This is a genomic window from Mesorhizobium sp. B2-4-15, assembly GCF_006658505.1.
GTDB lineage: Bacteria > Pseudomonadota > Alphaproteobacteria > Rhizobiales > Rhizobiaceae > Mesorhizobium.
In genome coordinates, this window is the sequence record NZ_VFUZ01000006.1 from 247,701 (window position 1) to 271,422 (window position 23,722).

Annotated in this window: 18 protein-coding genes and 3 pseudogenes; 6 read left to right on the forward strand and 15 right to left on the reverse strand. The window is 59.8% G+C overall.

Annotation, left to right across the window (positions count from 1 at the left end; genetic code table 11):
* Position 1: 1 nt before the first annotated feature.
* Positions 2-1,876 carry a thiamine pyrophosphate-dependent enzyme gene (locus FJ930_RS10200; RefSeq protein ID WP_141837257.1) on the reverse strand — a complete coding sequence of 625 codons (1,875 nt, stop codon included), beginning with the start codon at positions 1,874-1,876 and terminating at the stop codon, positions 2-4.
* A gap of 124 nt (positions 1,877-2,000) precedes the next feature.
* Here FJ930_RS10200 and FJ930_RS10205 point away from each other — a divergent pair, with 124 nt between their 5' ends.
* The 4 genes from FJ930_RS10205 to FJ930_RS10220 all read left to right on the forward strand — a co-directional run bounded on the left by FJ930_RS10205 (position 2,001) and on the right by FJ930_RS10220 (position 5,785).
* Positions 2,001-3,050: an ABC transporter substrate-binding protein gene (locus FJ930_RS10205; protein WP_141837259.1), complete on the forward strand. Its 1,050-nt coding sequence runs from the start codon at positions 2,001-2,003 to the stop codon at positions 3,048-3,050.
* 7 nt (positions 3,051-3,057) lie between these two features.
* Positions 3,058-4,086: an ABC transporter ATP-binding protein gene (locus tag FJ930_RS10210; RefSeq protein WP_141837261.1), complete on the forward strand. Its 1,029-nt coding sequence runs from the start codon at positions 3,058-3,060 to the stop codon at positions 4,084-4,086.
* A 77-nt stretch (positions 4,087-4,163) separates the two neighbouring features.
* Positions 4,164-4,982, forward strand: a complete 819-nt coding sequence (locus FJ930_RS10215; RefSeq protein ID WP_181763334.1) for an ABC transporter permease — start codon at positions 4,164-4,166, stop codon at positions 4,980-4,982.
* On the forward strand, positions 4,982-5,785 hold the full coding sequence (locus tag FJ930_RS10220) for an ABC transporter permease (RefSeq protein ID WP_141837265.1): 804 nt from the start codon (positions 4,982-4,984) through the stop codon (positions 5,783-5,785). Before FJ930_RS10215 ends, FJ930_RS10220 begins: the two co-directional genes overlap by 1 nt.
* Before the next feature lie 231 nt (positions 5,786-6,016).
* On the opposite strand, the gene FJ930_RS10225 is transcribed toward FJ930_RS10220, so the two are convergent.
* The 11 genes from FJ930_RS10225 to FJ930_RS10275 all read right to left on the reverse strand — a co-directional run bounded on the left by FJ930_RS10225 (position 6,017) and on the right by FJ930_RS10275 (position 17,812).
* A complete protein-coding gene (locus FJ930_RS10225) occupies positions 6,017-6,382 on the reverse strand; it encodes a 3-aminobutyryl-CoA ammonia lyase (protein ID WP_141837267.1) in 366 nt (121 codons plus the stop codon).
* Between the two features lie 111 nt (positions 6,383-6,493).
* A complete protein-coding gene (locus tag FJ930_RS10230; protein ID WP_141837269.1) occupies positions 6,494-7,612 on the reverse strand; it encodes a branched-chain amino acid ABC transporter substrate-binding protein in 1,119 nt (372 codons plus the stop codon).
* Positions 7,613-7,749: 137 nt separating this feature from the next.
* Positions 7,750-8,940: an acetyl-CoA C-acyltransferase gene (locus FJ930_RS10235; protein WP_141837271.1), complete on the reverse strand. Its 1,191-nt coding sequence runs from the start codon at positions 8,938-8,940 to the stop codon at positions 7,750-7,752.
* A 25-nt stretch (positions 8,941-8,965) separates the two neighbouring features.
* Positions 8,966-9,733: a 3-hydroxyacyl-CoA dehydrogenase gene (locus FJ930_RS10240; protein ID WP_141837273.1), complete on the reverse strand. Its 768-nt coding sequence runs from the start codon at positions 9,731-9,733 to the stop codon at positions 8,966-8,968.
* Between the two features lie 75 nt (positions 9,734-9,808).
* Positions 9,809-10,891 carry an AraC family transcriptional regulator gene (locus tag FJ930_RS10245; protein WP_141837275.1) on the reverse strand — a complete coding sequence of 361 codons (1,083 nt, stop codon included), beginning with the start codon at positions 10,889-10,891 and terminating at the stop codon, positions 9,809-9,811.
* A 19-nt stretch (positions 10,892-10,910) separates the two neighbouring features.
* Complete coding sequence (locus tag FJ930_RS10250; protein WP_246676860.1) at positions 10,911-12,452, reverse strand: AMP-binding protein; 1,542 nt, start codon at positions 12,450-12,452, stop codon at positions 10,911-10,913.
* Between the two features lie 95 nt (positions 12,453-12,547).
* Positions 12,548-13,297, reverse strand: coding sequence for an enoyl-CoA hydratase/isomerase family protein (locus FJ930_RS10255; protein WP_141837279.1), 750 nt, complete (start codon positions 13,295-13,297; stop codon positions 12,548-12,550).
* A gap of 10 nt (positions 13,298-13,307) precedes the next feature.
* Positions 13,308-14,999, reverse strand: coding sequence for a methylmalonyl-CoA mutase family protein (locus FJ930_RS10260; RefSeq protein WP_141837281.1), 1,692 nt, complete (start codon positions 14,997-14,999; stop codon positions 13,308-13,310).
* The gene (gene meaB, locus FJ930_RS10265) at positions 14,996-15,997 is read right to left on the reverse strand and encodes a methylmalonyl Co-A mutase-associated GTPase MeaB (RefSeq protein WP_141837283.1); all 1,002 of its coding nucleotides are present in this window, start codon (positions 15,995-15,997) and stop codon (positions 14,996-14,998) included. Before meaB ends, FJ930_RS10260 begins: the two co-directional genes overlap by 4 nt.
* Positions 15,994-16,458, reverse strand: a complete 465-nt coding sequence (locus FJ930_RS10270) for a cobalamin B12-binding domain-containing protein (protein ID WP_181763335.1) — start codon at positions 16,456-16,458, stop codon at positions 15,994-15,996. Before FJ930_RS10270 ends, meaB begins: the two co-directional genes overlap by 4 nt.
* A gap of 16 nt (positions 16,459-16,474) precedes the next feature.
* Positions 16,475-17,812 carry an aspartate aminotransferase family protein gene (locus tag FJ930_RS10275; RefSeq protein ID WP_141837330.1) on the reverse strand — a complete coding sequence of 446 codons (1,338 nt, stop codon included), beginning with the start codon at positions 17,810-17,812 and terminating at the stop codon, positions 16,475-16,477.
* A 96-nt stretch (positions 17,813-17,908) separates the two neighbouring features.
* On the opposite strand from FJ930_RS10275, the gene FJ930_RS10280 reads away from it, so the two are divergent.
* Positions 17,909-18,766 carry a LysR family transcriptional regulator gene (locus FJ930_RS10280; protein WP_141837285.1) on the forward strand — a complete coding sequence of 286 codons (858 nt, stop codon included), beginning with the start codon at positions 17,909-17,911 and terminating at the stop codon, positions 18,764-18,766.
* 149 nt (positions 18,767-18,915) lie between these two features.
* On the opposite strand, the pseudogene FJ930_RS30375 reads toward FJ930_RS10280, so the two are convergent.
* The 3 pseudogenes from FJ930_RS30375 to FJ930_RS10295 all read right to left on the reverse strand — a co-directional run.
* A pseudogene (locus tag FJ930_RS30375) lies at positions 18,916-19,298 on the reverse strand (methylmalonyl-CoA mutase family protein); the annotation flags it as partial.
* A pseudogene (locus FJ930_RS30820) lies at positions 19,299-19,819 on the reverse strand (Arm DNA-binding domain-containing protein); the annotation flags it as partial.
* A 911-nt stretch (positions 19,820-20,730) separates the two neighbouring features.
* Positions 20,731-20,997, reverse strand: a pseudogene (locus FJ930_RS10295) (IS481 family transposase); the annotation flags it as partial.
* 1,644 nt (positions 20,998-22,641) lie between these two features.
* Here FJ930_RS10295 and FJ930_RS10300 point away from each other — a divergent pair.
* The coding region (locus tag FJ930_RS10300) for a VCBS domain-containing protein (protein WP_210245352.1) at positions 22,642-23,722 on the forward strand (1,081 nt) is incomplete at its 3' end.

A 23,722-nucleotide genomic window follows, 5' to 3' on the forward strand; every position in this document is an offset into this window, starting at 1 on the left:
GTCACAAGACCTGGTTTCTGTACTCGCGCTCGACGTCTTCGACCTGCACGCCGATGTTCCAGCGGCCATAAGTGCCGACACTGGAGCTTCCGACATGATCCCAGACGACCGGAACGTGCACCAGCGACAGACCTTTGTGCGCATGGGCCTCGGCCAGGGCTGAACGCAGTTCCTCGGGCGACGTGCCACCATCGACGAAATGCAGGCCCGATATTGCCCGGCACAGGCTACGATAGTCGACGGCCACGGAGTCGGATGTCTGGAATTCCGCGCCGTACTGCTTGCGCTGCAACCCGGTGATCGAGCTCATCCGCCTGTTGTCGAGGACGACGAGCGCTCCGTTCACGCCGTGTTCGAGGCCATCGATCAAGGCCTGAGGGTTCATCCAGAACGAACCGTCGCCTGAAATCGCCATCGTGTAATTCGGGTTGTCGGCAATGGCCGAGGCGACAAGACCGCTGACCCCGAATCCCATGAAGGATGCGCCGCCATCCGAGATCGACTGGCCGACCTCATCGTCCTCGCAGACCTGAAGTGAATTGGATTGCACGTCGCCAGCGTCGAACAGTTTGGTGATGTTGTGGCTTTTGGCGAAATCGACGACTGCCTTCAACGCTGCCGGTTGGGTCAGCACTTCACGCTGCCAGATCTCGTCGCGACGGGTGGCGTTGGCATAGTTCCTTGCGCGAAGGTCTGCCCATTCCTTCTTCTTGGCGCCGCATTCCTTCAGCCACGCCTCGGCGCGGGCGGCGCAAATGCCGCGCGTTGCGCAGACTTCGCCCAGTTTCTCGAGGGTGCGCCCGACATCGCCGATCAGGCATGTCGTCCGGTTGTAGTGCGACACGTCCTCGACTTCGGCGTTGATGTTGATGACCTCCTTCGCCGAGGTGTAGCCGATGCCCGAACAGTCGGTCTGGCAGACCGCGCGCGATCCGATGACGATGACGAGCTCGGCTTGGGCGGCGGCGTAGTTTCCCGACAGCGTGCCCTTGGTGCCGCTGATATGCATGTGATTTGGGTGAGCGTCGGGCATCAGGCCCTGGCTGATGGGCGAGATGACGACGGTGGCACCGATATTTTCGGCGAACCGGCGCACCTGCGCCGCGGCGGCCCTGGCGCCGCCGCCGGCCTTGATCACCACGCGGTCATAGCGCGCGATGACATCTGCTGCGGCTTCGATCTGGTTCTGGGAGGCGGGGCCGAGGTCGAATTCCGGCCTTTCCGGAAAGGCCGCGAGATTGATGTCCTGGATCATCGCCGGCTGGATGTTCATCGGCATGTGAATGTAGAACGGACCGGCATTGTTGGGATGGTTGACGCGCACCGCGCCGCGACGAAGGACGTCGCGCATCGCCGCCGGCGTGTGGACGAAATAGCTTTCGCCGGCGATCGCCGTCATTTTCGCGAAGGTCTGCTGCTCCTTCTTGCGGATCTGCTGGAAATTATAGCCCTCGCGCAGCGTCGTTTCATCGCCATAGATGTGATAGACGCCGACGCCATTGGTGATCGCGGTAAGCGAGCCGGCAAGCGCCAGCATGGCGCCCGGTCCGATGGAGGTAACCAAGGCAGGAACTTCGCCATATTGCCAACGCAACGCCGTTGCGGCATGCGCCATTTCGCACTCATTTCGAAAATTATATGTTTCTGTTACGCCAGAATCCGAATATACTCTCAGAACTTCTCCGATATCTGTAGAGCCATGTCCAAAAACTACAAGAAACTTACGGACGCCTTGCTTAACCAGCCCAATTATAAGCGCCTCGCATGCGTTAATTGTTTGGATAGATTCTAAAGAGCCATTTCGTATAGCTTGATTTATTCCTCCAGACTTTGCGATCGCAGCGGCTCTTTTCTGCATTCCTGTTATCATGTGCATTTTTCATCCTCCTGCGGCCTGCGATTGACAAGATGTCGAAGCGATGCATTAATGTCAACAGGGTTGCGATATAAACAACAAACACGCACCCTTACCTGATGGACCCAATGGGAAGGAAAACCACATGAAGCTTTTGTCGACCACGATTTTGTGCACCGGGATCCTCATCGCGGGAGCCGCGCATGCTGCGGACAAGGTAACCGTCAGCATCGCGACGGGCGGCGGTTCGACCCAGGAAGGGGGACGGGCCGTCCTGTGGGGGCCGGCTAGCGAGAAGCTCGGCTACGCCTATATCGATGACACCATCGACGAAGGACTGAACGCGGTTCGGCTGCAGGTCGGCGCTAACAACGTCACCTACGACATCGTACAGATGGCGGCCTACGAAGCCGGTCTCGGCGGCAAGGAAGGAATCCTGACTCCGATCGACTATTCGGTGGTCAACGCGAAGGATCTGATCCCGGGAACCGCGCCGAAATACGCCGTCTGCTTCTATTCGTACTCGCTGACGTTCGCGTACAACACCAAGACGTACGGCGACAAAGGACCCCAGAATTGGGCCGATTTCTTTGACGTCGAGAAGTTCCCCGGTCGCCGCGCCATGCGCGGCAACGCGGAAGCGCAATTGGAAGCCGCGCTGATGGCCGACGGCGTCGCTCCCACGGACGTCTACAAGGTTCTCGCCACGCCGGCGGGCCTGCAGCGGGCGATCGACAAGATCGAGAAGCTCAAGCCGAATATCGCTGTCTGGTGGAAGTCGGGCGCCCAGATAACGCAGCTGATCAAGGACGGCGAAGTCGATATGCTCAGCGGCTGGAACGGCCGGTTCGACACTGCGATAAAGGGAGGGGCAGCCGCCAAGTACGATTTCAATCAGGGCGTCCTGGGTACGGACTGCTTCGCAGTACCGAAGGGCGCGCCGCATGCCGAAGAAGCCATGAAAATGCTGAACGAAATGATGTCAGCCGAGTCCCAGGCCAAGTTTGTCGAGTTCACCCACGATGGGCCGACCAACATGAAGGCTTTCGAAACCGGCTTGATCGACCCGGCGCTGGCCGCGACATTGCCCACCAGCCCGGACAATGTGAAGAAGCAGATCGTGCAGGATGCGGACTGGTGGGTCGAAAACAACGACAAGGCGCAGTCCATGTTCGTTGACATGATGACCCGGTAAGCATCGGATGACGGTTCCGGTTTCTCTCATCGGCATAAGCAAGGCGTTCGGCTCGTTTAAGGCGCTGGACGCTGTCGATCTGGATGTGAAGGCAGGCGAATTCGTAACGCTTCTCGGTCCATCCGGATCAGGCAAGAGCAGCCTGCTCATGGCCATTGCGGGTTTTCTGCAGCCTGATGCTGGAGAAATCAGGATCGGCGACAAGAACATCGTCGGTGTTCCGGCCAACCAGCGGAATATCGGCGTGGTCTTCCAGAGCTATGCGCTTTTCCCGCACATGAGCGTGCGGGAAAATGTCGCTTTCCCACTGAGGGTGCGCGGCGTGTCGCGCACCGAAATGGCTAAACGATCCGAACGAGCGTTGCAGATGGTGCAGCTTGCCGGTCTCGGCGACAGGCGCATCAGCGAACTTTCCGGCGGCCAGCGCCAGCGCGTGGCCCTGGCGCGCGCAATTGTCTTCGAGCCAAGCATCATGCTGCTCGACGAGCCGCTTTCAGCCCTGGACAAGAACTTGCGCGAGCAGATGCAGATCGAGCTTCGCGATCTGCACAAGGCCCTCGGCTTGACGATGATCTACGTCACGCATGATCAGCGCGAAGCGCTGACGCTGTCCGACCGGATCGCCGTGGTGAATGGTGGAAAAATCGTACAGGTCGGCACTCCCATAAGCATCTATACGCGTCCCACATCGACTTTCGTAGCGGAGTTCCTGGGAGAGGCGATTCTTCTTCCTATCGCCGATGCGAAGGACATTGTCCCGCAATCCATGCGCCCCAGCGGCTCGGTCTCGCAACTGATGCTTCGCGCGGAGGATTTGCGCATCGGTTCTGCTCCTCAAGGGGCTGCGGCCCTCTGTGGAATCGTTCGTCAATGCGTTTTCCAAGGGGACAGCTGGTTGCTCGAGGTCAACCTGCCGAACAGCCCGTCGCCCATGCGCGTCAGGGCCCAGCAAGCCGACGACCAGGCTATGTCGCGATTGACCAATGGCGACAGCATCGATCTTTTCGTCAGTCACGATCGAATGCATTTCCTATGACGATCGCGGCGGAAGCCTCAACGGGCGTTCGAGCCCCAAGCGCCACTTCGATGGGCAAGCACGAACGTCGCGCGGCAATGGCATCGGCTTTATTCGTGGCTCCCTGCGCCATCATCATTCTGGTCGCCGTGGCTTTGCCTTGCCTTTGGCTGTTCTGGTTGTCGGCCTTCGGATCCGACGGCACGGTCGGCGGCGAAAATTATGCTCGGGTTTTGACCGGCGAAAGCTTCCTGCGCAGCTTCCAGGTTACGTTCGAGGTCAGTTTCGCCACCGTTCTTGCCTGCATCATCATCGGCGTTCCATTTACGCTGATGATCATAGCCTTGCCGAGACGGTCGGGACGCTTGCTGCTTCTCGCGGTCCTGTTGCCGTTCTGGACGTCTCTGCTGGTCAGGGCATATGCCTGGATCGTTCTCTTGCAGCGGAACGGCGTGGTCAACCAGGCGCTGCAGGGTCTCGGATTGACATCCGATCCACTGCCGCTGGTGTTCAACTATTTTGGCGCCATCCTCGGCATGACCCACATCATGCTCCCGCTTTTCATCCTTCCGGTTCTCGGCTCCATGCGGCAGATCGACATCAATCTGATGCGGGCATCGGCAAGCCTTGGGGCGACCCGCTGGCAAGCGTTGCGGATGATCTTCATTCCGCTTTCACTGCCCGGAATTGTCGCGGGCTCGGCGCTTGTTTTCGTTTCCTGCCTTGGCTTTTACGTGACGCCGGACATCCTTGGCGGCGGCAAGGTCTACATGGTCGCAATGCGCCTGGAACGGAGCCTCGCCAGTTCAGCCAACTGGGGCACCGCCAGCGCGCTCGGCGTTGTCCTGCTCCTGTGCGTGGGCGTCATGATGTTTGCCGGCTTGACCCTTTCAAGAATGTTGCAAAGGAAGAGCTGATGTTTGAAGGTTTTCCCCGGCCGCGATGGCAAAGCGTCTCAGTCAGGATTTTCGCGGTGTTGATTGCGATATTCCTGGCCGCTCCTTCCTTCATCGTTATCCCGATGTCGCTTTCCGGCAGCAATCTGCTCGAATTCCCTCCGTCCTCGTTCTCGCTTCGATGGTACGACAATTATCTCGGTTCGACGAAGTGGCAGGCAGCGACCTGGGCGTCCGCCAAATTGGGGCTTTTGACCGTACTCGTCGCGGTCCCCATCGGATTTGCGGCGGCCTATGGAGCAAGGTCTTTATCCATCAAAATGCGAACGGCGCTTGCCGCGATTGTCCTTCTCCCTGCGCTGGTGCCGACAATCCTGGTCGGAATCGGGCTCTATTTCCTGCTTGCGAAAGTGGGACTGGTCGGCACGGTGCCCGGCGTCCTGCTCGGACACGTCGCGCTTTCCCTGCCGGTGATCTTCCTGATCATGACCGCCGGGTTCAACCAGTTCGATCCGGTGCTTGAACAGGCATCGTATAGTCTCGGCGCAAGCCGGTTTACGACGATAAGGCTCGTTGTGTTGCCACAGCTTGCCTATTCGATCGTGGTCTCGGCCCTACTTGCCTTTCTCACCTCGCTGGACGAGGTCGTCGTCGCGCTGCTGATATCATCCGGCTTCAACTCGACTCTGCCAAAAGTCATGTTCACCGCGCTCAAAAATGAAATTGATCCGACGATTGCGGTGGTTTCGACCTTATTACTGGTCATCGCGAGCTTGGCGACGGTGTTTGTTCTGCTCCGTGGGAAGGTCTATGGAGCCGACTAGCCCGAAAAGAGGCGGGATACTCGCCGCGCTTCGGCGCTCCCCGATGGTAGGCGCAAACCGACCTTGCTCGCACTCGCGAGGAAGGTCGCAAGGTCGAGCTTTGATGCGATACCCGCTCGACACAAGCATCCTCAGCAATGTGACAAAGCCTGCGCGTCGGCCCAACCCAAGATCATGTTCCCATCTTGATGGTTTGGGGCATATAGACCGGCGCTGCCGGCAAAAAAATGTTCAGCTATGCGTCATGGCTACAGCGACTGCTTTCGCCACGAGTTGCGGTTCGGCAAGCGCATGAGCCGACCAACCGCCATTTTTGTGGATTAATTCTATCAACTTGTGAGCGGTGCATTCGAATTGTCGCAAGCCACCTTGCCTGCGAGTCAACCTGGCTCCGACCTCCAGATATTCGCCAGTTCTCAAAGTGCCCACAAATTCTGCGTCGAGTGATTTCAACGAACCCTCGTGATCATCGACGTTAATCATGATCTCCGTCACCGCATCGCCGAAGATTTGGAGCATTTTCGACTGGTCCAGCAAGGCTCCGGAATAGTGCCCATCGGGACTGGACAAGCGCAGGCGGATCAGGCTGTGTTCCATAGTTTCCGTCTTCCATCTGCGTCGGAATGTGCCGCCGTTTTCGCCGGCCACGATGTCGTCATCGTTCGAGGCAAGAGATGCCCGGCGTAGCGGCGGGCATCTCTTCATTTGCTATTTTTGGAAATAGGTCGGCTTGCCGTCTTCGCCCTTTTTCCATTCGTAGATGACGTAGTCCGGACGCGTTGGATCGCCCTTCGCGTCATAGCCGAAGTCGCCAATGGCGGTCTTGAACGAACCATATGCCTTGATGGCATCAGCAACCTTCGTCGCGTCATCGGCGGAGCCGGTTTTGGTGATCGCGGCGGCGATAATCTGGACCGCGGCGTAGGAGTACAGCGTATAGGCTTCCGGCTCGAAGCCGGCCGTGCGGAATCTCTCGACGATGCCATTGGCGGCAGGGTTCTTGCGCGGATCGGGACCGAAGGTGTTGAGCGTTCCGACAACCGCGTCACCAGCGATTGCAGCCAGTTCGTTGGAGACCATTCCGTCGCCCGAGAAGAAGGTCGCTTTCAGTCCCTGATCGGCGGATTGACGCATGATCAGGCCAGCCTCGGTGTGCAGGCCGCCGAAGTAGATCAGCGTGACCCCCGCCTCTTTCATCTTGGCGATGAGAGCTGAGAAATCCTTGTCGCCGATGTTGATGCCTTCATACATCACCTCGTTGAGGCCATCGGCGTTCAGCACCTTCTTCGCCACGTCGACGAGACCTTGTCCGTATGGGCTCTTGTCGTGGACGATGGCCAGCTTGGCATCTTTGAAGTTCGCCGCGATGTAGTCGCCCGCGACCTTGCCCTGCTGGTCATCGCGGCCGCAGGTGCGGAATGTGTTCCAGAGACCGCGCTCGGTAAACTGCGGGTTCGTGGATGCGGGTGAGATCTCAAGCACCCCGTTCTCGGCGTAGACCTCCGAGGCGGGAATCGACACGCCAGAATTGAAGTGGCCAACCACATACTTTACCCCGTCACCGACAAACTTGTTGGCAACCGAGATGCCTTGCTTCGGATCGGAGACATCGTCGCCAACCTGGATCTTGATCTGCTGGCCGAGGATGCCGCCGGCGGCATTGATATCGGCCGCCGCCTGCTCGGCACCCTTCTGGAATTGCGCGCCGAAGGCGGCGTTCGGGCCGGTGATCGGGCCAGCGACACCAATCAGAATATCGGCCCAGGCGTTGCCGCTGATCGCGACAAGCGCGGTCGCGGCAAGCGCGAACATGAGTGATTTTTTCATATGATGGCTCCCATTTAGCATTGTGGGCGTTGATTGATGCTTCGATGCGATGCCCACCTTTGGCGCACAAAGCTGTCCGATTGAGATCAGCGCCGCCGCTGTTCCATATTCGGCGGCAGCACGGCTCTCCGGGTCGTTCAAGACATGAGCTCCACGGCGACGGCGGTTGCTTCGCCGCCGCCGATGCAGACCGACGCAATCCCGCGCCTCAGAGCGTATTTCCGAAGCGCGGAAACAAGCGTGACGATGATGCGCGCGCCCGATGCGCCGATCGGATGGCCGAGTGCGCAGGCCCCACCATGCAAATTCACTTTGTCCTCCGGCAAGCCGAGGTCGCGCATCGCGGCCATTGGCACCACGGCGAAAGCCTCGTTGATCTCGAAGAGATCGACGTCCCCAAGACCCCATCCAGTGCGCTCGCAGAGCTTGCGAATGGCGGCGATCGGCGCGGTCGTGAAAAGATTGGGGGCCTGGGCGTGCGTGACATGACCACGGATTGCAGCGAGCGGAGCAACGCCTCTCCTGTCCGCTTTCGAACGGCGCATAAGGACCAGTGCGGCGGCGCCGTCCGAGATCGACGATGAATTCGCCGCCGTGACCGTTCCGCCTTCTCGGAAGGCGGGCTTGAGTCCTGGGATCTTTTCTATCCTGGCCTTTGCAGGCTGTTCGTCCTCGCTGACGATGCGCTCGGCCTGGCCCGTCGCCACCGCGACGGGAACGATCTCTTCCAGGAAGCTGCCCTCGGCATTGGCCTTCTGTGCCTTCTCCAGGGAGGAAGCCGCGAATGCATCCTGGGCGCCGCGGCTGAATTGGTAGGCTTCCGCGCAGTCTTCGGCGAAGGTCCCCATGAGTCGCCCTTTTTCGTAGGCGTCTTCCAGACCGTCCAGGAACATATGATCGACCAGCCTGTTGTGCCCGAGGCGATAGCCGGAACGCGCACGGTCGAGCAGATACGGCGCGTTGGTCATGCTCTCCATGCCGCCCGCCACGACGATTGCCGCCGAACCCGCAACGATGAGGTCGTGAGCCAGCATTGCCGACATCATGCCGGACCCGCACATCTTGTTCACGGTCGTGGCGCCGGTGCCGAGCGGCAAGCCCGCGCCAAGGGCTGACTGACGCGCGGGCGCCTGGCCCTGGCCGGCGGTCAGCACGCAGCCGAGCAGAACCTCATCAACCAGGTTCGTTTCAAGCCCGGACCGCTCCAGCGCGCCGCGCACAGCGGCTGTGCCAAGTTCTGCGGCTGAGACGTCCTTGAGGTCTCCCTGAAATCCTCCCAGGGGTGTCCTGGCGGCGGCAACGATGACCACCGGATCATGCGTGCTCATTCCGTCAGCCCTCCTGCCCGCACACTCATCGCGGCGCCATGCGCAGCGCGCCGTCGAGGCGGATCACCTCACCATTCAGCATCGTGTTCTCGCAAATGTGCTTCACCAGGGCGGCATACTCGTCCGGACGCCCCAGGCGCGGCGGAAACGGGACGCTCGCGCCGAGCGCATCCCGGACGTCGTGCGGCATGGCCGCCATCATCGGTGTTGCAAAAATGCCCGGAGCGATGGTGGCGACGCGCACTCCATGGCGAGCCAGTTCCCTGGCGACAGGCAAGGTCAGCGCGGCGACGCCACCCTTTGACGCAGCGTAGGCCGCCTGGCCGATCTGGCCATCGAAGGCCGCGATCGAGGCTGTGTTGACGATCACGCCGCGCTCGCCATCGACGTCGGGTGCGCCTTTCACCATGATGTCGGCGACTAGCCGCACCATGTTGAAAGTACCGACGAGGTTGATGGCGATCGTCCGTGCAAAGCTTTCCAGGCTATGGGGCTTGTCTCGCCCCAGGACTTTTTCGCCCGGCGCCACGCCGGCGCAATTCACCAGTCCATGGATGTGCCCAAACGCGTTCCTGGCGAGGCCCACGGCCGCCAAGCCGTCAGCTTCGCTGGTCACGTCGGCACGCTGAAAACGCACCGTGTCGCCCAATTCCGCGGCGACCTTCTCGCCGGCGGCGGCATTTACATCGATGGCCAGGACGTTTGCGCCTTCAGCCGCGAACATGCGCGTGACCGCTGCTCCCAACCCGGAGCCGGCACCGGTGACCAAGAAGACCTTGTCTCTAACTCGCATTTCCCATGCCCGCGCGAGAACGCCTCGCCCGAACATGTTGCAATGAACCAAAGTGGCATACGATGACCGAAGCGCTCAGATTTGATGATCGATTTTGCAATGTTTGCCGCTCGTTTCGCTTCGCGTGCGGGGCACCGCCGAATCCATGGATGAATTCTCCCGCGCATTGAGCCTTGGGCCGGCTTCGCGCCGAAACGAAGCCGGACTTTTGCCGGTCCATTTGTGAAATGCACGATGAAAGGCGCTTGGCTCGGAAAAGCCGATATCGGCCGATAGATCGGCTACACTGCGGCTGCCGCCGAGCAGCGCTTCCATGGCCAAGGCCCTTCGCATTTCATCCTTGATGGAGCGATAGGTCTGCCCTTCCGATTGCAGTCGGCGGCGCAAGGTCGGCGCTTGAATGCGCATTCCCGCCGCGAGTGTTTCGAAACTTGGCCACGCGGACGGAACGGTCGTGTGCAGGCGTCCGCGAATGGCGGCGGAAAGCCCTTCGTCGTGGCGATAGCGCACCAGGATGTTGCCTGGCGCCTGGCGCAGGAATTCCCGCAAGGCGCTGTTGTCACGGATAATAGGCAGCGTCAGGAATTCGGCATCGAAGACAAGTCGGCTCTCCGGCTGATCGAACCGCACAGGGGCGTCAAAAAACAGACGGTAGTCGGTTCCAGCAGGCGGCGCGCTGCATTTGAAATCGACCCAGCGGATCGGCAGGCGCCGGCCCACCAGCCAACAATTCACGCCATGGATGATGATCCAGAAAGTGCGGTAGGCAAAGGCCGATCGCAGACTCGCATCCTTCAAGGTGACTTCGGCAAGTCCGTTCCTGACGATCAGTTCGCCGTGAGGATCGTCAAGAACCACGCGCAGGAAGCGCAGGCCCCTGCGCAGCGCATGTTCCAGCGTCCTGGTTGACAGGAGTGCCTGGCACAGCAGCGCGAAGCTGCCGGCTCGCATCGGCCGTGCCCCTTCGCCGAAGAACTCGTCATCCATGGTCTCGGCCACGGCATGCCACAGGGCACCATACTGTTGCGCGGAGATCGGTTCGGTAATGACCGGCGGCAGCCCGACTCGAGCCAGCAGGGGTTCAATCCGCACGTTATGGCGGCGAAGGCATTCGAGCGTATCGTTCATGAAACAGGGAGCAATCATTCGACGTTCCACCGTTTATGGCTCCGTCGCTCTAACGCTGTCCGCGATCGAATGTGGCGTCGCTCACACCGCGTTGCCGCAAGGTGTTCCTGGCGACTTTCTCTGTCGGCGTTCGCGGCAACGGGGTGTCGGTAATCTCGATGTAGCGCGGGACCATGTGGTGGGGCGCGAGCTCCCGGAAGTGATCGAGCAGACCAGCTGGTTCAAGCGTGGATCCCGGTCTGCGCTGCGCCACAACCATGATGTCTTCCTCGGTGAACTCCGACGGAATTCCGAAAGCCGCGCTTTCAACGATATCAGGATGTTTCTCGGCGACGGTCTCCACCTCATAGGCGGAAATGTTCTCGCCCCGGCGGCGGATCGCCTCGTTGAGGCGATGCTTGAAATAGAGCCAGCCGTCATCATCCATGAAGCCGGCATCGCCAGAATGATACCAGAGGTTTCTGAGCGTCTGCACCGTCTTGGCGTCGGCACGGTAGTAACCGGAAAACATGCTCCAGCTCTTGCTCGGGCGCGAAACGATTTCGCCGATGGTGCCAGGCGGCAGAGGCCTGTCGGCTTCGTCGACGATCGCCACCTCCCAGTCCGGATGCGGCCTGCCGCAGGAGCCCGGCCGTGTTTCGTCGGCCGTGTCCAACGTCACAAAACTGGTTTCCGTCTGTCCGTAACCAGTTACCAGTCTCATGCCGAAACGACGCTCGAACGCTTCCTTGTCCGGAACCATGGGAATGCACTGGCATATCCTGACGGGATTGCCGCCGTCATTCTCGGACTGCGACGCGCGCATGAGGATGACGGCCATGGCGCCGAGCAGATTTGTCGCCGTGGCGCCGCTGGCGCGGACCTGATCCCAGAACCTTGACGCGGAGAACCCGTCGACCAGCGTCGATTGCGTTCCGTAGATCAGGGGCAGGAACACGCCGAACATTTGGGCGTCGGTGTGGAACAGCGGCAAGGCCGAGAAATAGCTGTCGCTGGTCGTATAGCCCAGATTCGACGCCATTGCCGCCGCCCAGGAGTAGCAATGATGGTGCGACATCAACGCCCCTTTGGCGGGGCCGGTGGTGCCTGACGTGTAGAGGATAGCCATCGGGTCGGAGTAGTGGACGCCGGCCAGATCAAAATCCGGCAGCGAGGCCAGGCACTCCTCAAAGCTGACAATCCGATCGATCCTGATGCCCGCCGCACGAGCCTCGCCGGGATCGACGCCGACAAGGATGAGCGTGCGCAGATTGGGCAGGCTGTCCTGGACCTTTGCGAGCTCCGCGAGCGCACCCGCGTCGGCAACGAGCGCCTCCGCGCCGCAATTGTTCAGGTTGTGGCAGAGGAGATCCCCCTTCAGGCCCGGATTGTTCGGCACCTCGATCGCGCCGAGGCTTGATGCCGCGAACCACGTCGCAACGAGTTCAAGACAATTGGGCAACAGCATAGCCACGCGGTCCGATCGGCCCACGCCCAGTTTGCGCAAGCCGCACGCCAGCCGGCTCGACATGACCAGCGTGTCCTCGAAACTTGCAGAACGCCCACAGACTTCGAGGAACTTCCTGGTTCCAAGCCGTTCAGCCTGTTTCAACAATATCCTGGGGAGGACCCGGCGTTCGAGGTCGTCCGCGTGTTGGCCCGGGATGTAGAAAGGTGATGAGACGTCGTGAATGGTCATGGCCGCGATCAAAATTCTTTTGCTCGCGCCTGGGCCTCTGGAGAGAGGAAGCCACTGACCGTGGCTTTGGTCTCAAGTGCCATTGCGTCCACCAGGGATGAGTGAAAGCCCTCGTTGATGGCATGCTTGATGTCGGAGACCGCGCTTGCCGGACGCTCCGCGATCGTGAGGGCCAGTTTTCTTGCCTCGTTGAGCAATTCGGCTTCGGCGACCAGTTTCCACGCGATCCCGACCTCAAGAGCCTTTTTGGCATCATGCCGTTCGCCGAGGATCATCAGTTCCTTGGCGACCTGCGGCCCGACCTGCTTGGTCAGCAGCGCCGTCACGCCCCCGGTCACGAAAAGCCCGTAGGTCACCTCTGGAAAGAACCAGCGGGTGGTGTCGGCGAACAGCCGGAAATCGCAATTGATGGCCCATTCGAGCGCACCGCCCACGCACCAGCCGTGCACCGCGGCAATGACGATTTTCCTGGATCGCATGATCTGCAGGGTGACGTTCTGGATCGCCTCGACCCAGGCCTGGGTCGCCGCCTCGGACACGGTCTGCGCATCAAGATCCTTGAGGTCGTCGCCTGAACAGAAGGCGCGCCCTTCGCCATGGAGAATGATGACACGAGTTTCCGCTTGCGCCTCAACCATGGCCAGCGCCTCGGAGAGTTCATCGACGAGTTGCCTGTTCATGGCGTTGAGCCGTTCTGGCCGGTTCAACTTGAGCCAGGCGACTGGTCCTTCGGTCCTGGAAATGACTGCGTGCGTCATGGTGCCCTCCTCAAACGATCATCGGTTCAGCGTAGGAGCCCCAGACGTCCCGCAGCGCGCCGCAAATCTCGCCCAGCGTCGCCCGCGCCTTCACGAGTTCGATCGTCTTGGGCAGCAGGTTGATGTCGTCAGACCCGGCTTGCTGGGCGAGCTCTTGCAGGAGAAGCCGCACGCGCTCGCTGTCACGGTTCGCGCGCACCGCGTTCAGGCGGTCGATCTGAAACTGGGTGCATTGATCGTCGTAGGGGTGGATGTGAACTTCCGCCGAACTGCTCGTCTCATCGGCATACTTGTTGACGCCGACCGAGATTTTTTCGCCGGTATCGATCTTCTTGAAAGTCGCGTAGGCGGAGTCAGCCAGCTCCTGCTGGAACCACCCCTCCTCGACCAGCTTGATAGCACCGCCGCGCTCGGTCACCTCGTCCAGCACCTTCCAGATTTCGGTCTCCATGTCGTGGGTCAGGCGCTCGACAAAATACGAGCCGCCAAGCGGGTCGATCACCGAGGTCACATTGATTTCCTCGCGGATGATCTGCTGGGTCCGGATCGCCAGTTTCATCGCCTCTTCGGTCGGAATGGCGAAGGCCTCGTCGAGGCCGTTCGTGTGCATGCTCTGGCAGCCACCGAGCACCGCGCCGAGGGCTTGGATAGCTGTCCGCATCAGATTGTTGTGGTGCTCGACTTTGGTGAGGCTCATGGCCGCCGTCTGTACATGCACCCGCAGCCGCATGGATTCCGGCTTCTTGGCGCTGAAACGCTCGGACATGATCTTGGCGTAGACGCGCCGCGCCGCCCTGAACTTGCAGATCTGTTCGAAGAAATCCTGTTGGCTGATGAAGAAGAACGACAGCCTCGGCGCGAAATCGTCGATGTCCATGCCGGCATCAATGACCTCCTCGCAATATGCGATCGTAAAGGCCATGATGAAGGCTATTTCCTGCAACGCATTTCCGCCGACGTCGGACAAATGATATCCGCTGAGGCTGATCGGGTTGAGCTTCGGTGTTGCCTTGGCGCTGTGCATGATCAGGTCGCGTAGCAGCCTGACGGCGGGCCGCACCGGATAGATCCATTCCTTCTGGGCGACATATTCCTTCAGCGGATCCGCTTGTAGCGTCCCGGTCAGCTTGTGAAGGTCGTAGCCGCGCTTTTCCGCAACGGCGACGAACATGGCATAGACGACCCAAGCCGAAGGGTTGATGGTCAGCGAGACCGAAATTTGCTCAAGGTCAATGCCATCAAAAAGACGGTCGACATCATCCACAGTATCGATCGCGACGCCGACACGCCCCACTTCGCCGAACGCCATCGGATTGTCCGAATCCAGACCAAGCAAAGTCGGCAGATCGAAGTCGGTCGAGAGCCCGGTCTGCCCCGTCTGGATCATGTACTTGTAACGTTGGTTCGTGGCTTCCGGATTGCCGAAACCCGCCACCTGCCGGATTGTCCACGGGCGCCCGCGGTACATCGTGGGATAGGCGCCGCGTGTGAAGGGATAGGCCCCGGGAAAGCCGAGGTCGCTCGCGGGAATGTCGGCGACGTCCGCCGCAGTATAAATCCGCTTCAGCGGAATCCCGCATTCCGTTTCATAGTCAGGCTTTTCTTCGGGTCTGCTTTTCAAGGCTGCCGCGAGTTCGTTTGCTTCCCACTCGGCTTGCTTTTCTCTGACGCTTTCTATCGCCGGTGCTGAAAACAGATTCATGTCGCCGGCACCTCATTGTTCCAGCCCAGCAAAAGGCGGGCAGCCACGGAGTGATCCATGTTCCGGTTCATCACGGCTTGAATGTGCTTCTCGACCTCGCCAGCCTCATCATTGAACTTCTGCTGGAAAAGGTGCCTGGCGGTGCCGAGTATCCGCGTCTTGCAAATGCCGCGTTGGCGATCCGCCAGCTCGCCACTTTCCCGCAGATGCTGCCAGTGGCGGCCAATGGCGTTTTTCAGGTCGCTGATCCGCTCACCCGAAACCGAGCTGACCGCCAGGACCGGCGTGTTCCAGCCGGAGGCAACCTTGACTGTTCCAAGCGCCATCATGCCTTTCAAGGCCGAGATCGTGGCCGCCGCCTCCGGCTTGTCGCATTTGCTGACAGCGTGGATGTCGGCGATCTCAAGGATGCCTGCCTTGATCGCCTGTATGTCGTCGCCGAGCCCGGGGGCGGATAGAACCACGATGGTGTGAGCCGCCGTCACGACCTCCACCTCATCCTGGCCCACGCCGACGGTTTCGATGATGATTGGCGAGTATCCGGCGGCATCGAGGATATCGACCGCCTGGAGCGTCGAGCGGGCCAGGCCGCCGAGATGACCGCGCGTTGCCATGCTGCGAACGAAAGCCTGGCAGGATTCGGCCGCATCGTTCATCCGCACCCTGTCGCCCAGAATGGCGCCTCCGGAAAACGGACTGCTCGGGTCGACCGCGATAACCCCGACCTTGGACCCGTCCGAGGCGAAGACCTTGATGAGGGCTGAGACAAGGGTGGACTTGCCCGCACCAGGCACGCCCGTGATGCCGACAATATGAGCCTTGCCGCTGTGCCTGTAGATTTGCGCCAGCGCTTCCGAAGCCTCGGCATATCCAGCTTCTGCGCGGGAGATCATCCGGGCAATGGCCAGAATGCTGCCGGCGAGGACGTCGCGCACCAGATCAACCGAGGGGACGTAGGCGGCGCGCCTGACGGGTCTGGCATGGGTGAATGCGGTCATATGCGGCCACGGGCGGTAATCAGGTTCCTGATCGTCGTGACGATCAGATCGGCGCGGGCTTCCTGCGGTACAATCGCGTCGACCCCGCTTTCCAGCAGCGCCGCATAGTCCTGCTCCGGGATCACACCGCCGGCGACAACGAAAATGTGCTCGGCCTTCTGCTCCCGAAGGCAACGCCCCAGTTCTCGGAACAACGGGACATGGGAGCCGGACAGAAGACTGACCCCGATGACATCGACATCTTCCTGGATCGCCGCGTTGACGACTTCGCCAGGTGATTTGTAGAGGCCGGTGTAGACGACCTCCATGCCGGCATCCCGCAGGATGCGGGCGACGATCTTGGCCCCCCGGTCGTGACCATCAAGTCCGAGCTTGGCGACGAGCACGCGAATGGTGCCGAGTGAATGCGCCTCGGCATCCGCTCCCGGGCTGAAGTCCTGGCCTGTCATGGTGACGGTCATTTCTTCGATTTACCTTTCACTCGGCGGCAATGCCGGAAAGGCCTGCGGTCGCGGCGAGTCCGGTTTCGATCGACTCGGAAATGATGGTCAGGCCGAGATCGAGTTCCTGCTCGGAGATCGTCAGCGGCGGCGCGATTCGAAACACACCGCCCATCCCTGGAAGCTTGACGATGTTCATGCTCAGGCCGCGTCTGAACGCCTCGGCTGCAATCCTGGCGCCGAGCTGGTGGTCGGGATCCCGGTGCTCGCCGTTCTTGACGATCTCGACCCCGAGCATGAGGCCGCGCCCACGCACGTCACCGACACATTCGTAACGCTGTTTTAGTGCCGACAGGCCGTCGAAAAGCCGCGCGCCCAGAACAGCCGCGCGTTCGACGAGTTTCTCCTCCTCTACCACATCGAGCACGGCGAGACCCACGGCCGCCGGCAGCGGATCGGAGACATGCGTGGTGTAGAAGAGAAAACCTTTCTCATAGGCGGCCTCTTCGATCTCGGCCGTGGTCATGACCGCCGACAAAGGGAGGCCCGCACCGATGGTCTTGGAGAGTGTCAGAATGTCCGGAGTCACCCCGTCCCGCTGAAAAGCGAACATGCTTCCCGTCCGGCCTATGCCGGTCTGCGCCTCGTCGAGGATGAGCAGCATGCCGCGTTCGCGGCATTTCTGCCTCAGCGCCGCGAGATAGCCCAGCGGCAGCTCCAGCATGCCGCCGCTCGACAGGATCGGCTCGGCGACAAAAGCCGCGAGGTTGCCGGTCGACTGGCTGTCGACCAGGCCAAATGCATCGTCCAGCTCCGTGCGCCAGTCCAGGGACCCGTCCACATGCTTGAAGCGCGGGCGGAAACTGTTGGGTGCGGGGATTGCAAGCGATCCAACAGCAGCAGGTCCATAGCCCTTGCGGCCAGCGCTGTAGGTCGCCGACGCGGCGGCTCCCGTCATCCCGTGCCAGCTCTTCGAGAAGGCTACGATCTCGTGCTTGCCGGTTACCAGCTTTGCCATGCGGATGGCTGCTTCGTTCGACTCGGCGCCCGTCGAAAGCAACAGCGACCGCTCGAGGCCAGGTGCCAGAGCGGCGAGGCGTTCGGCAAGTTCGACCACTGGACGCGACAGCATGCCACTGAAGAGGTGTGCGACCCTCTCGACCTGGCGGCTGACCGTCGAAACGATCCTCGGGTGGGAATGCCCGAGCAGTGCGCTCATCTGGCCGGAGGTGAAATCGAGGATGGGCCGGTCGTCCGCATCGTAGACGAATGAGCCAGCGGCGCGTTCGATGATGGCGGGCTCGAACGTGCCGCCATAGCGTATGAGGTGGTTCCTGGCCGAAGCCCAAAATCCGCTGTCCAAGTTTTTCGCCATCCCACACTCCCGTAAAGACGCTCGACAGACAACTAGCGGCTGGCGTGACTGCAGTAAAATTGATAGTATTCGGATTCCGATATCAGCAGAATTGATATGCAAGCTCCACTCGATCTCAGGCTTCTGGCGACGTTCGTTCGTGCGGCCCACTCGGGAACCCTGAGTGCGACAGCGATACAGGTCGGGCGCACGCAATCCGCAGTGACCATGCAGATACAGCGGCTTGAGGAGGCGCTTGGCCAAAGCCTGTTTCACCGGAGCGGCAGCGGAGTCCGCCTCACCGGAAACGGAGAGCGCTTCCTGGCCTATGCCGAGCGCATTCTCAAAATTCACGACGAGGCGGTTTCGGCACTCTCGGACAAGGGCTTGCGTGGATCGATGACTTTCGGCAGCCCGGAAGACTATTTAATCGCGTTCTTTCCCACGCTCTTGAAGAGCTTCGGAAACATTCATCCCGATGTCGAAATCAAGGTTGTTTCGGCGCCGACGGTTGAACTGCGCACGCTCCTGCATTCAAGGCAAATCGACTTGGCGCTTGTCTCGATTCCCGATGCAAGCGCCTCGAGGGATATCGTGAGAACGGAAGCGCTCGTGTGGGTGGGCAGCAAGCCGACACTGGAGCTTCACAATTTTGGCGACACCGTTCCCCTGGCATTGCCGGCATCGAATGCCATGGACCATAGAGCAGCCTGCGACGCCATGGCTCGGGCCGGGCTGCGCTATAGAATATCATATGCCAGCAACAGCCTCGCTGGCTTGATAGCCGTCGCCCGCTCTGGTCTGGCTGTAAGCGTCATGACTCAGGAAGCTGTGCCGCCTGATCTTTTTGTCTTAACGTCACCGCTCCCGCAGTTGTCCCGGCTTGGTGTTTTGATCGCTTTTGCCGATTCCGAACGGTCACCTGCGGTTGAGGCGTTTGCCAATCACATCAGGCGTGTGCTTCCGTCGCTCTGAGATCGCTTGGGTCAAACTCGTTGTAGGCTCGGACGCGACGCTCAGCGGTTCCTCGCGATGACTTGAAAAATAGCCCCTACGGCGATGCGATTTTGTTTGCTGTCCCTCGAGACAGGTCCCGCCCTTGAATACCCAGCTGTCGGCCAGCCGTCTGAAATCTCGCCAACGGTGGCTCGAGCCCTTGCGGCGCCGATGGCGCCGGCAAGTAGAATTCCGTTGCCGTCGCAGGCGATGCCGGTTAACGCCCTCAGCGCGGCTGCGACGTTGTCGGGACCACGCACGCGCTTGGTTTCCTGAGATGCGCCTGATCTGCGCAAGTCGTACCGCGGCATTGTCGATGTTGAGGATTTCGAGGTGGTCCTCGTTCTCCAAGCGGTATTTGTTGACGCCTACGATCACTTCTTCGCCCCGCATCGACCGCCGCCTGGCGATGCGTCGCGGCTTCCTCGAGCATCCTCTTTGGCATGCCGGTAGCCACGGCTTTCGTCATACCGCCAAGCGCTTCGATCTCTTCGATCAGCTCCCAAGCCTTGGCGACCCTCTCCCCATGCAGGATCGCAAAAGCGTAGATTTGCTTCAGGATGTCTCGCGCATGGATCGCCGTCGCCGAGCACCGCGTTCGACAACCTTGGCAACTGCGCTTTTGGATCGTCAGGGGTGATCTCAGGCAAGAGACGATTGCGCCACACGGGCAGAAGATCCCATTCATAGATATGACGCCGCATGGCCCGGGTGCTGTCCGCCATCGGCGCTGTTGTGAGCCACCTCTCACCGAACTCGCCAAAACTCTTCGCCTCTTTCGGGCACCGTCTGTCTCGCTGCTTCTCAATCGCGGGCGATCGTCCTTCGCCAATCGCCCGCTTGGCATCCAGACACTTCTCCCGTGCCCGGGCGAGTGAGATTCCGTCGTGTCCGTACTTCCCGAGATACACGGTCTCGCGCCGGTTGTTGAGCCTGTAATCCAAGCGAAACGAGATCGCTCCACTCGGCATGACGCGAACCTACATGCCATCGCGGTCGGCGACCTTGTGGATTTCGTCCTTTGGTTTTCAACGCTTAGAGGGCAGCGTCCGTCAACATCCCAACCTCGTTCCTCAAAAGTACCGTCAGTACAATTTGGACGGACCGTGGCAGAAAAACCCTTTTATTTTCAAATAGCAAAAAAGTACCGTCACGAGTCCTGGACGCGATGACGGCACTTGGAAAAATCGTGGTGGCAATATGTGGAAGGCCCGTCAGGCAGGCCGCCAGGATCAAACTCTATGTGCCAAGCCATCGAATGTCCTAGAGATGATTTAGTTTTATTTTCAATGCCTTGCGTCTTAGCGTCGCGTAATTTCGGCGGCGTTTGTCAGGCCTAAATCACTCCCAATGCAGCATTCAGATGGCCTGGAATCGTCATGATCATGGCCCCCACTCCCATGAAGACGGAGCACCCCGATGCGGGTGTTCTTTTTGAGACCAGTGAGCTGCCGTCGCTTAGCCTCTCCCTCTACGTCATCAGAGAGCAATTTTCGGACATGCTACCTCGCTTCGAAGCACGTCGATTCAAGCATTTTCATTTCACAGTAGAGGAAAAGGACGCAGAGGGCAGATGGCCTGTGCGCAGCTGGGGTATGGGAACCACTAGGCCGACTACTGGGAACCGGACGGGAATGAGCTACAACGCCCAACAGCATAGCTACGAAGAGATTCGAGAGGCCATCTCGATATCGTAGTGCGGCCCAACGATCCTCCTCGACAGTGGGCATCTCTGATTTCGGAACTCGCCGACGAGTTCGCGCGACGGGAAGGAGGAACGCCGGCGGGCGCCCGGGTCAGCCATGGCGCCAATTCGCTCATCTCTTCGATACCGAATTGGCCCGCGACGCCTTCTGGGACTTGTTTCGCCAAGGTATGATTACGCTCGGTCTAAACGACTATAACCCGGCTTGGCCTTGGTTTCGGGTGTCACACCTTGGCCGTGGCTGGAGCGCGTAAAGACAGTCATCCAACGGCAGCAGCGTATGCTTGCGGAAAGCGACGATGACCTCGATCGACAGCACCGTCGACTTCGGGTCTTTAGGTCCAGTCGGCAGATCGGCGACCGAAGTGCGCCCCTTCCACTTGATGACCGTCTTCTGATTGATGCCGTAGCGCTTCGAAAGCGCTCTCAGGCTCTCTTGACTATTTTGTATTGCTCGACGGATTGCCTCTGTCGTTGTGGCGCGCCCATGCAGAACCTGGCCCATAGTGCCTCCTTCCAATCAGGGGAAAATAATGCACCATTAAAGGTCGGGATGAAACACCTAGGTGACTTGATCATGCGGTTCGCAACTGCTGTACCGAATGCTCTCACGCCGAAGGACGAGGTCACCCGTTCCCCTGTCCAAAAACCGTTCAGTAAGCTGATGCAAGGCGCGCCAGCTAATTCCGCGCGCCATCGTCACCTAATTTGAGAACGGCGTTGACACCCGCACCGAAACGGATTCGCGCGGCGACCACGCCTGTGGCCGCAAAGTCCCCCGTCAAGAAACCGCGCAAAGTTGCTGCCAAGGCTTAGCTGCCGGATCGAACCGGCTGTTTTTAAGGCGGCGGATCAGACATGGCGAAGCCCGTCCGGCGGACAGGGCTTCTTTCTGTGTCTCAAGCGGATTTCACTCTGCGGCGCGCGAGGTGTTGGCTGCATGGGACAACGCTCGAACCGTCGTGGCGCACTTTTCCATCGGATTAACGGAGTATCGTCGGGGTTATCGAGGGCGGTCCGGCCGTCTGTCGATCGGCGCGTTTTCCGAAAACGGCCGTTCCGGCGCTAACCTCACCATATAACACCTCCTTACGGATAGGCGGATCGATTGCAGGCGAGGCCTTGAGAAACCACACCTCGCGGCACTTTGGGTTGGATCAGCCATTTGCCGCGCTATCCTGTCGGGGCACCACCCGGTTTCATGATTCATCCATTTCCAAGACGATCCCACGAAAGCTTCGATCACAAAGCGCGACCTGGATCGGTTGACCTGTTGGCCTACTTTCACCAGGCCCGGGCAATGCCAAGAAACTTGCCATCACCGCCAGCCCCACAGTGAGGCGGGGGCACACGACTTCTTCCTTCGGCTATCACGCGCCAGCCCTGCTGACACGCGATTTGCGACCGTTAACTGTTCCTCTGTTTGGACGTTGACGCTTACACTTTATTAGCGTTAGGAATGTGTTAATATGAGCAAGCGCTAAAAAAACGTCGATGATGAACGAGGGGACTCTACGCCATAGACTAAAGGGAACGCAGCGGCTGACAGAAATCAGCAGCTACGTCGTCGAGCCCTGATCGTATTGTCTGAGAGGAGAATGGCTTAAGCTTACAAGGCGGGTGTGAACAGGTGTGGGGGCATCTGTATTTGCAAATGAGTGCAAGTAAGGGTGGGTTTAGGGGTGATTTGTTCTCGAACCATGGGTGGCGATTGCATTGCAATATCGTTTTGCGACGCATCCAAAGCCGGCGATAACGCCTTCAGTTTCGTTGACGGTACGGCTGTCGCTTTTCCCTCCTCGCAAGATTTTTCTCGATTCTTTGAGCGACGACTGCGCAAAGACATTTTTGCTTCATCGATAGCGAGTTTTCCGCCTGGACAGGCACAAAGCCCCCCGGGTTCAGGTTGCAAATTTTCGTCGGGCGTCAAGCTGCGTTCAGGGGAAGCGTGGCCGCCTGGCGTCCTTGGAAATGTCATTGGGCTGAGTGCGGACTCATATGATCCTGGCGCTCTTGCGCAGGATCAAGCCCACTTTCGAAAATGGCGAGTTTGCCCACATGGGGTGCATTTTTGATCGGACCACGCAGCAGGCGGCCCGAAGCGGCAACCTTTGACCGACAAGAACAACGAGTACGATAGGGGATTGGCATGGGAACGACCATCGGCACAATCAGCAACGACAATCTCGTCGGCGGCAGCGGTGATGATGTGCTGTCGGGAGGAGCCGGAAACGACCGCCTGAATGGCGGATCTGGCGCCGACACGCTGGATGGAGGCAGTGGTTTCGATACGGTATTAGGCGGATCCGGAGCCGACACCCTCATCTATCGGGCCTGGGAAAATCAGTACAAGATTGGCAGCCAGGTCTACGGTACGGGGACAACGGTCGGACAAACTGCTTTTTCCGGTTACGACATCTACGATGGGGGCAACGGCAGTGCTGCGAAAGGCACGGCGGAGATCGATACCCTCGTTATCTATTTGAGCAATGATCAACTGCTTAACGCGTCATTCATGACAACATTCAACGCTGAACTTGCCCAGTTTCGTGCGTTCATTGCGGCAAACTCCAATGCTAACACCGGCCAAGCGGGTCAAGCAGAATTTACCTTCACAAGCATTAACCTCAAAGTCTCTGCGATCGAGCAGGTTTCTTTCGGTCTCGATCCGACTGCGCCCGTTGGCTTCGATGATACGAATGCAGCGGACCAAGTGCGCGAGGCCGGCGTCGGCCCGGGGAATACACTGTTCGCGGGCGATCCCACGGCGGCAGGCAACGTGCTGCTTAATGATACGGATTCCGATGATGGCCAAGCCACGCTGGTCGTGTCTGCGGTTCGTACAGGTGCGGAAGCTGGATCTGGAAGTGCCGGCACGGTCGGATCTGCGTTGGTGGGCACCTATGGCTCACTCACCTTGAATGCGAATGGAACTTATACGTACGCATTAAACAACAGCGACGTGGACACTAATGCGCTGGCAGATGGGGTCACAGTCAGTGAGGTGTTTACGTACACCGTGCGTGACCCTCACGGGCTTACCGATACTGCGCAGCTGACCATCACCATCACCGGCACCAACGACATCGTCTCGATCACCAGCGGTACTCAGAATGGCGCCGTCGTCGAAGATGCCCCGACCACTCCAGACACCACCGATTCCCTCAGTGCCGCAGGCACCGTCTCCTTCACCGACGTCGATCTAAGCGACGGCCACACCGCGTCGTTCA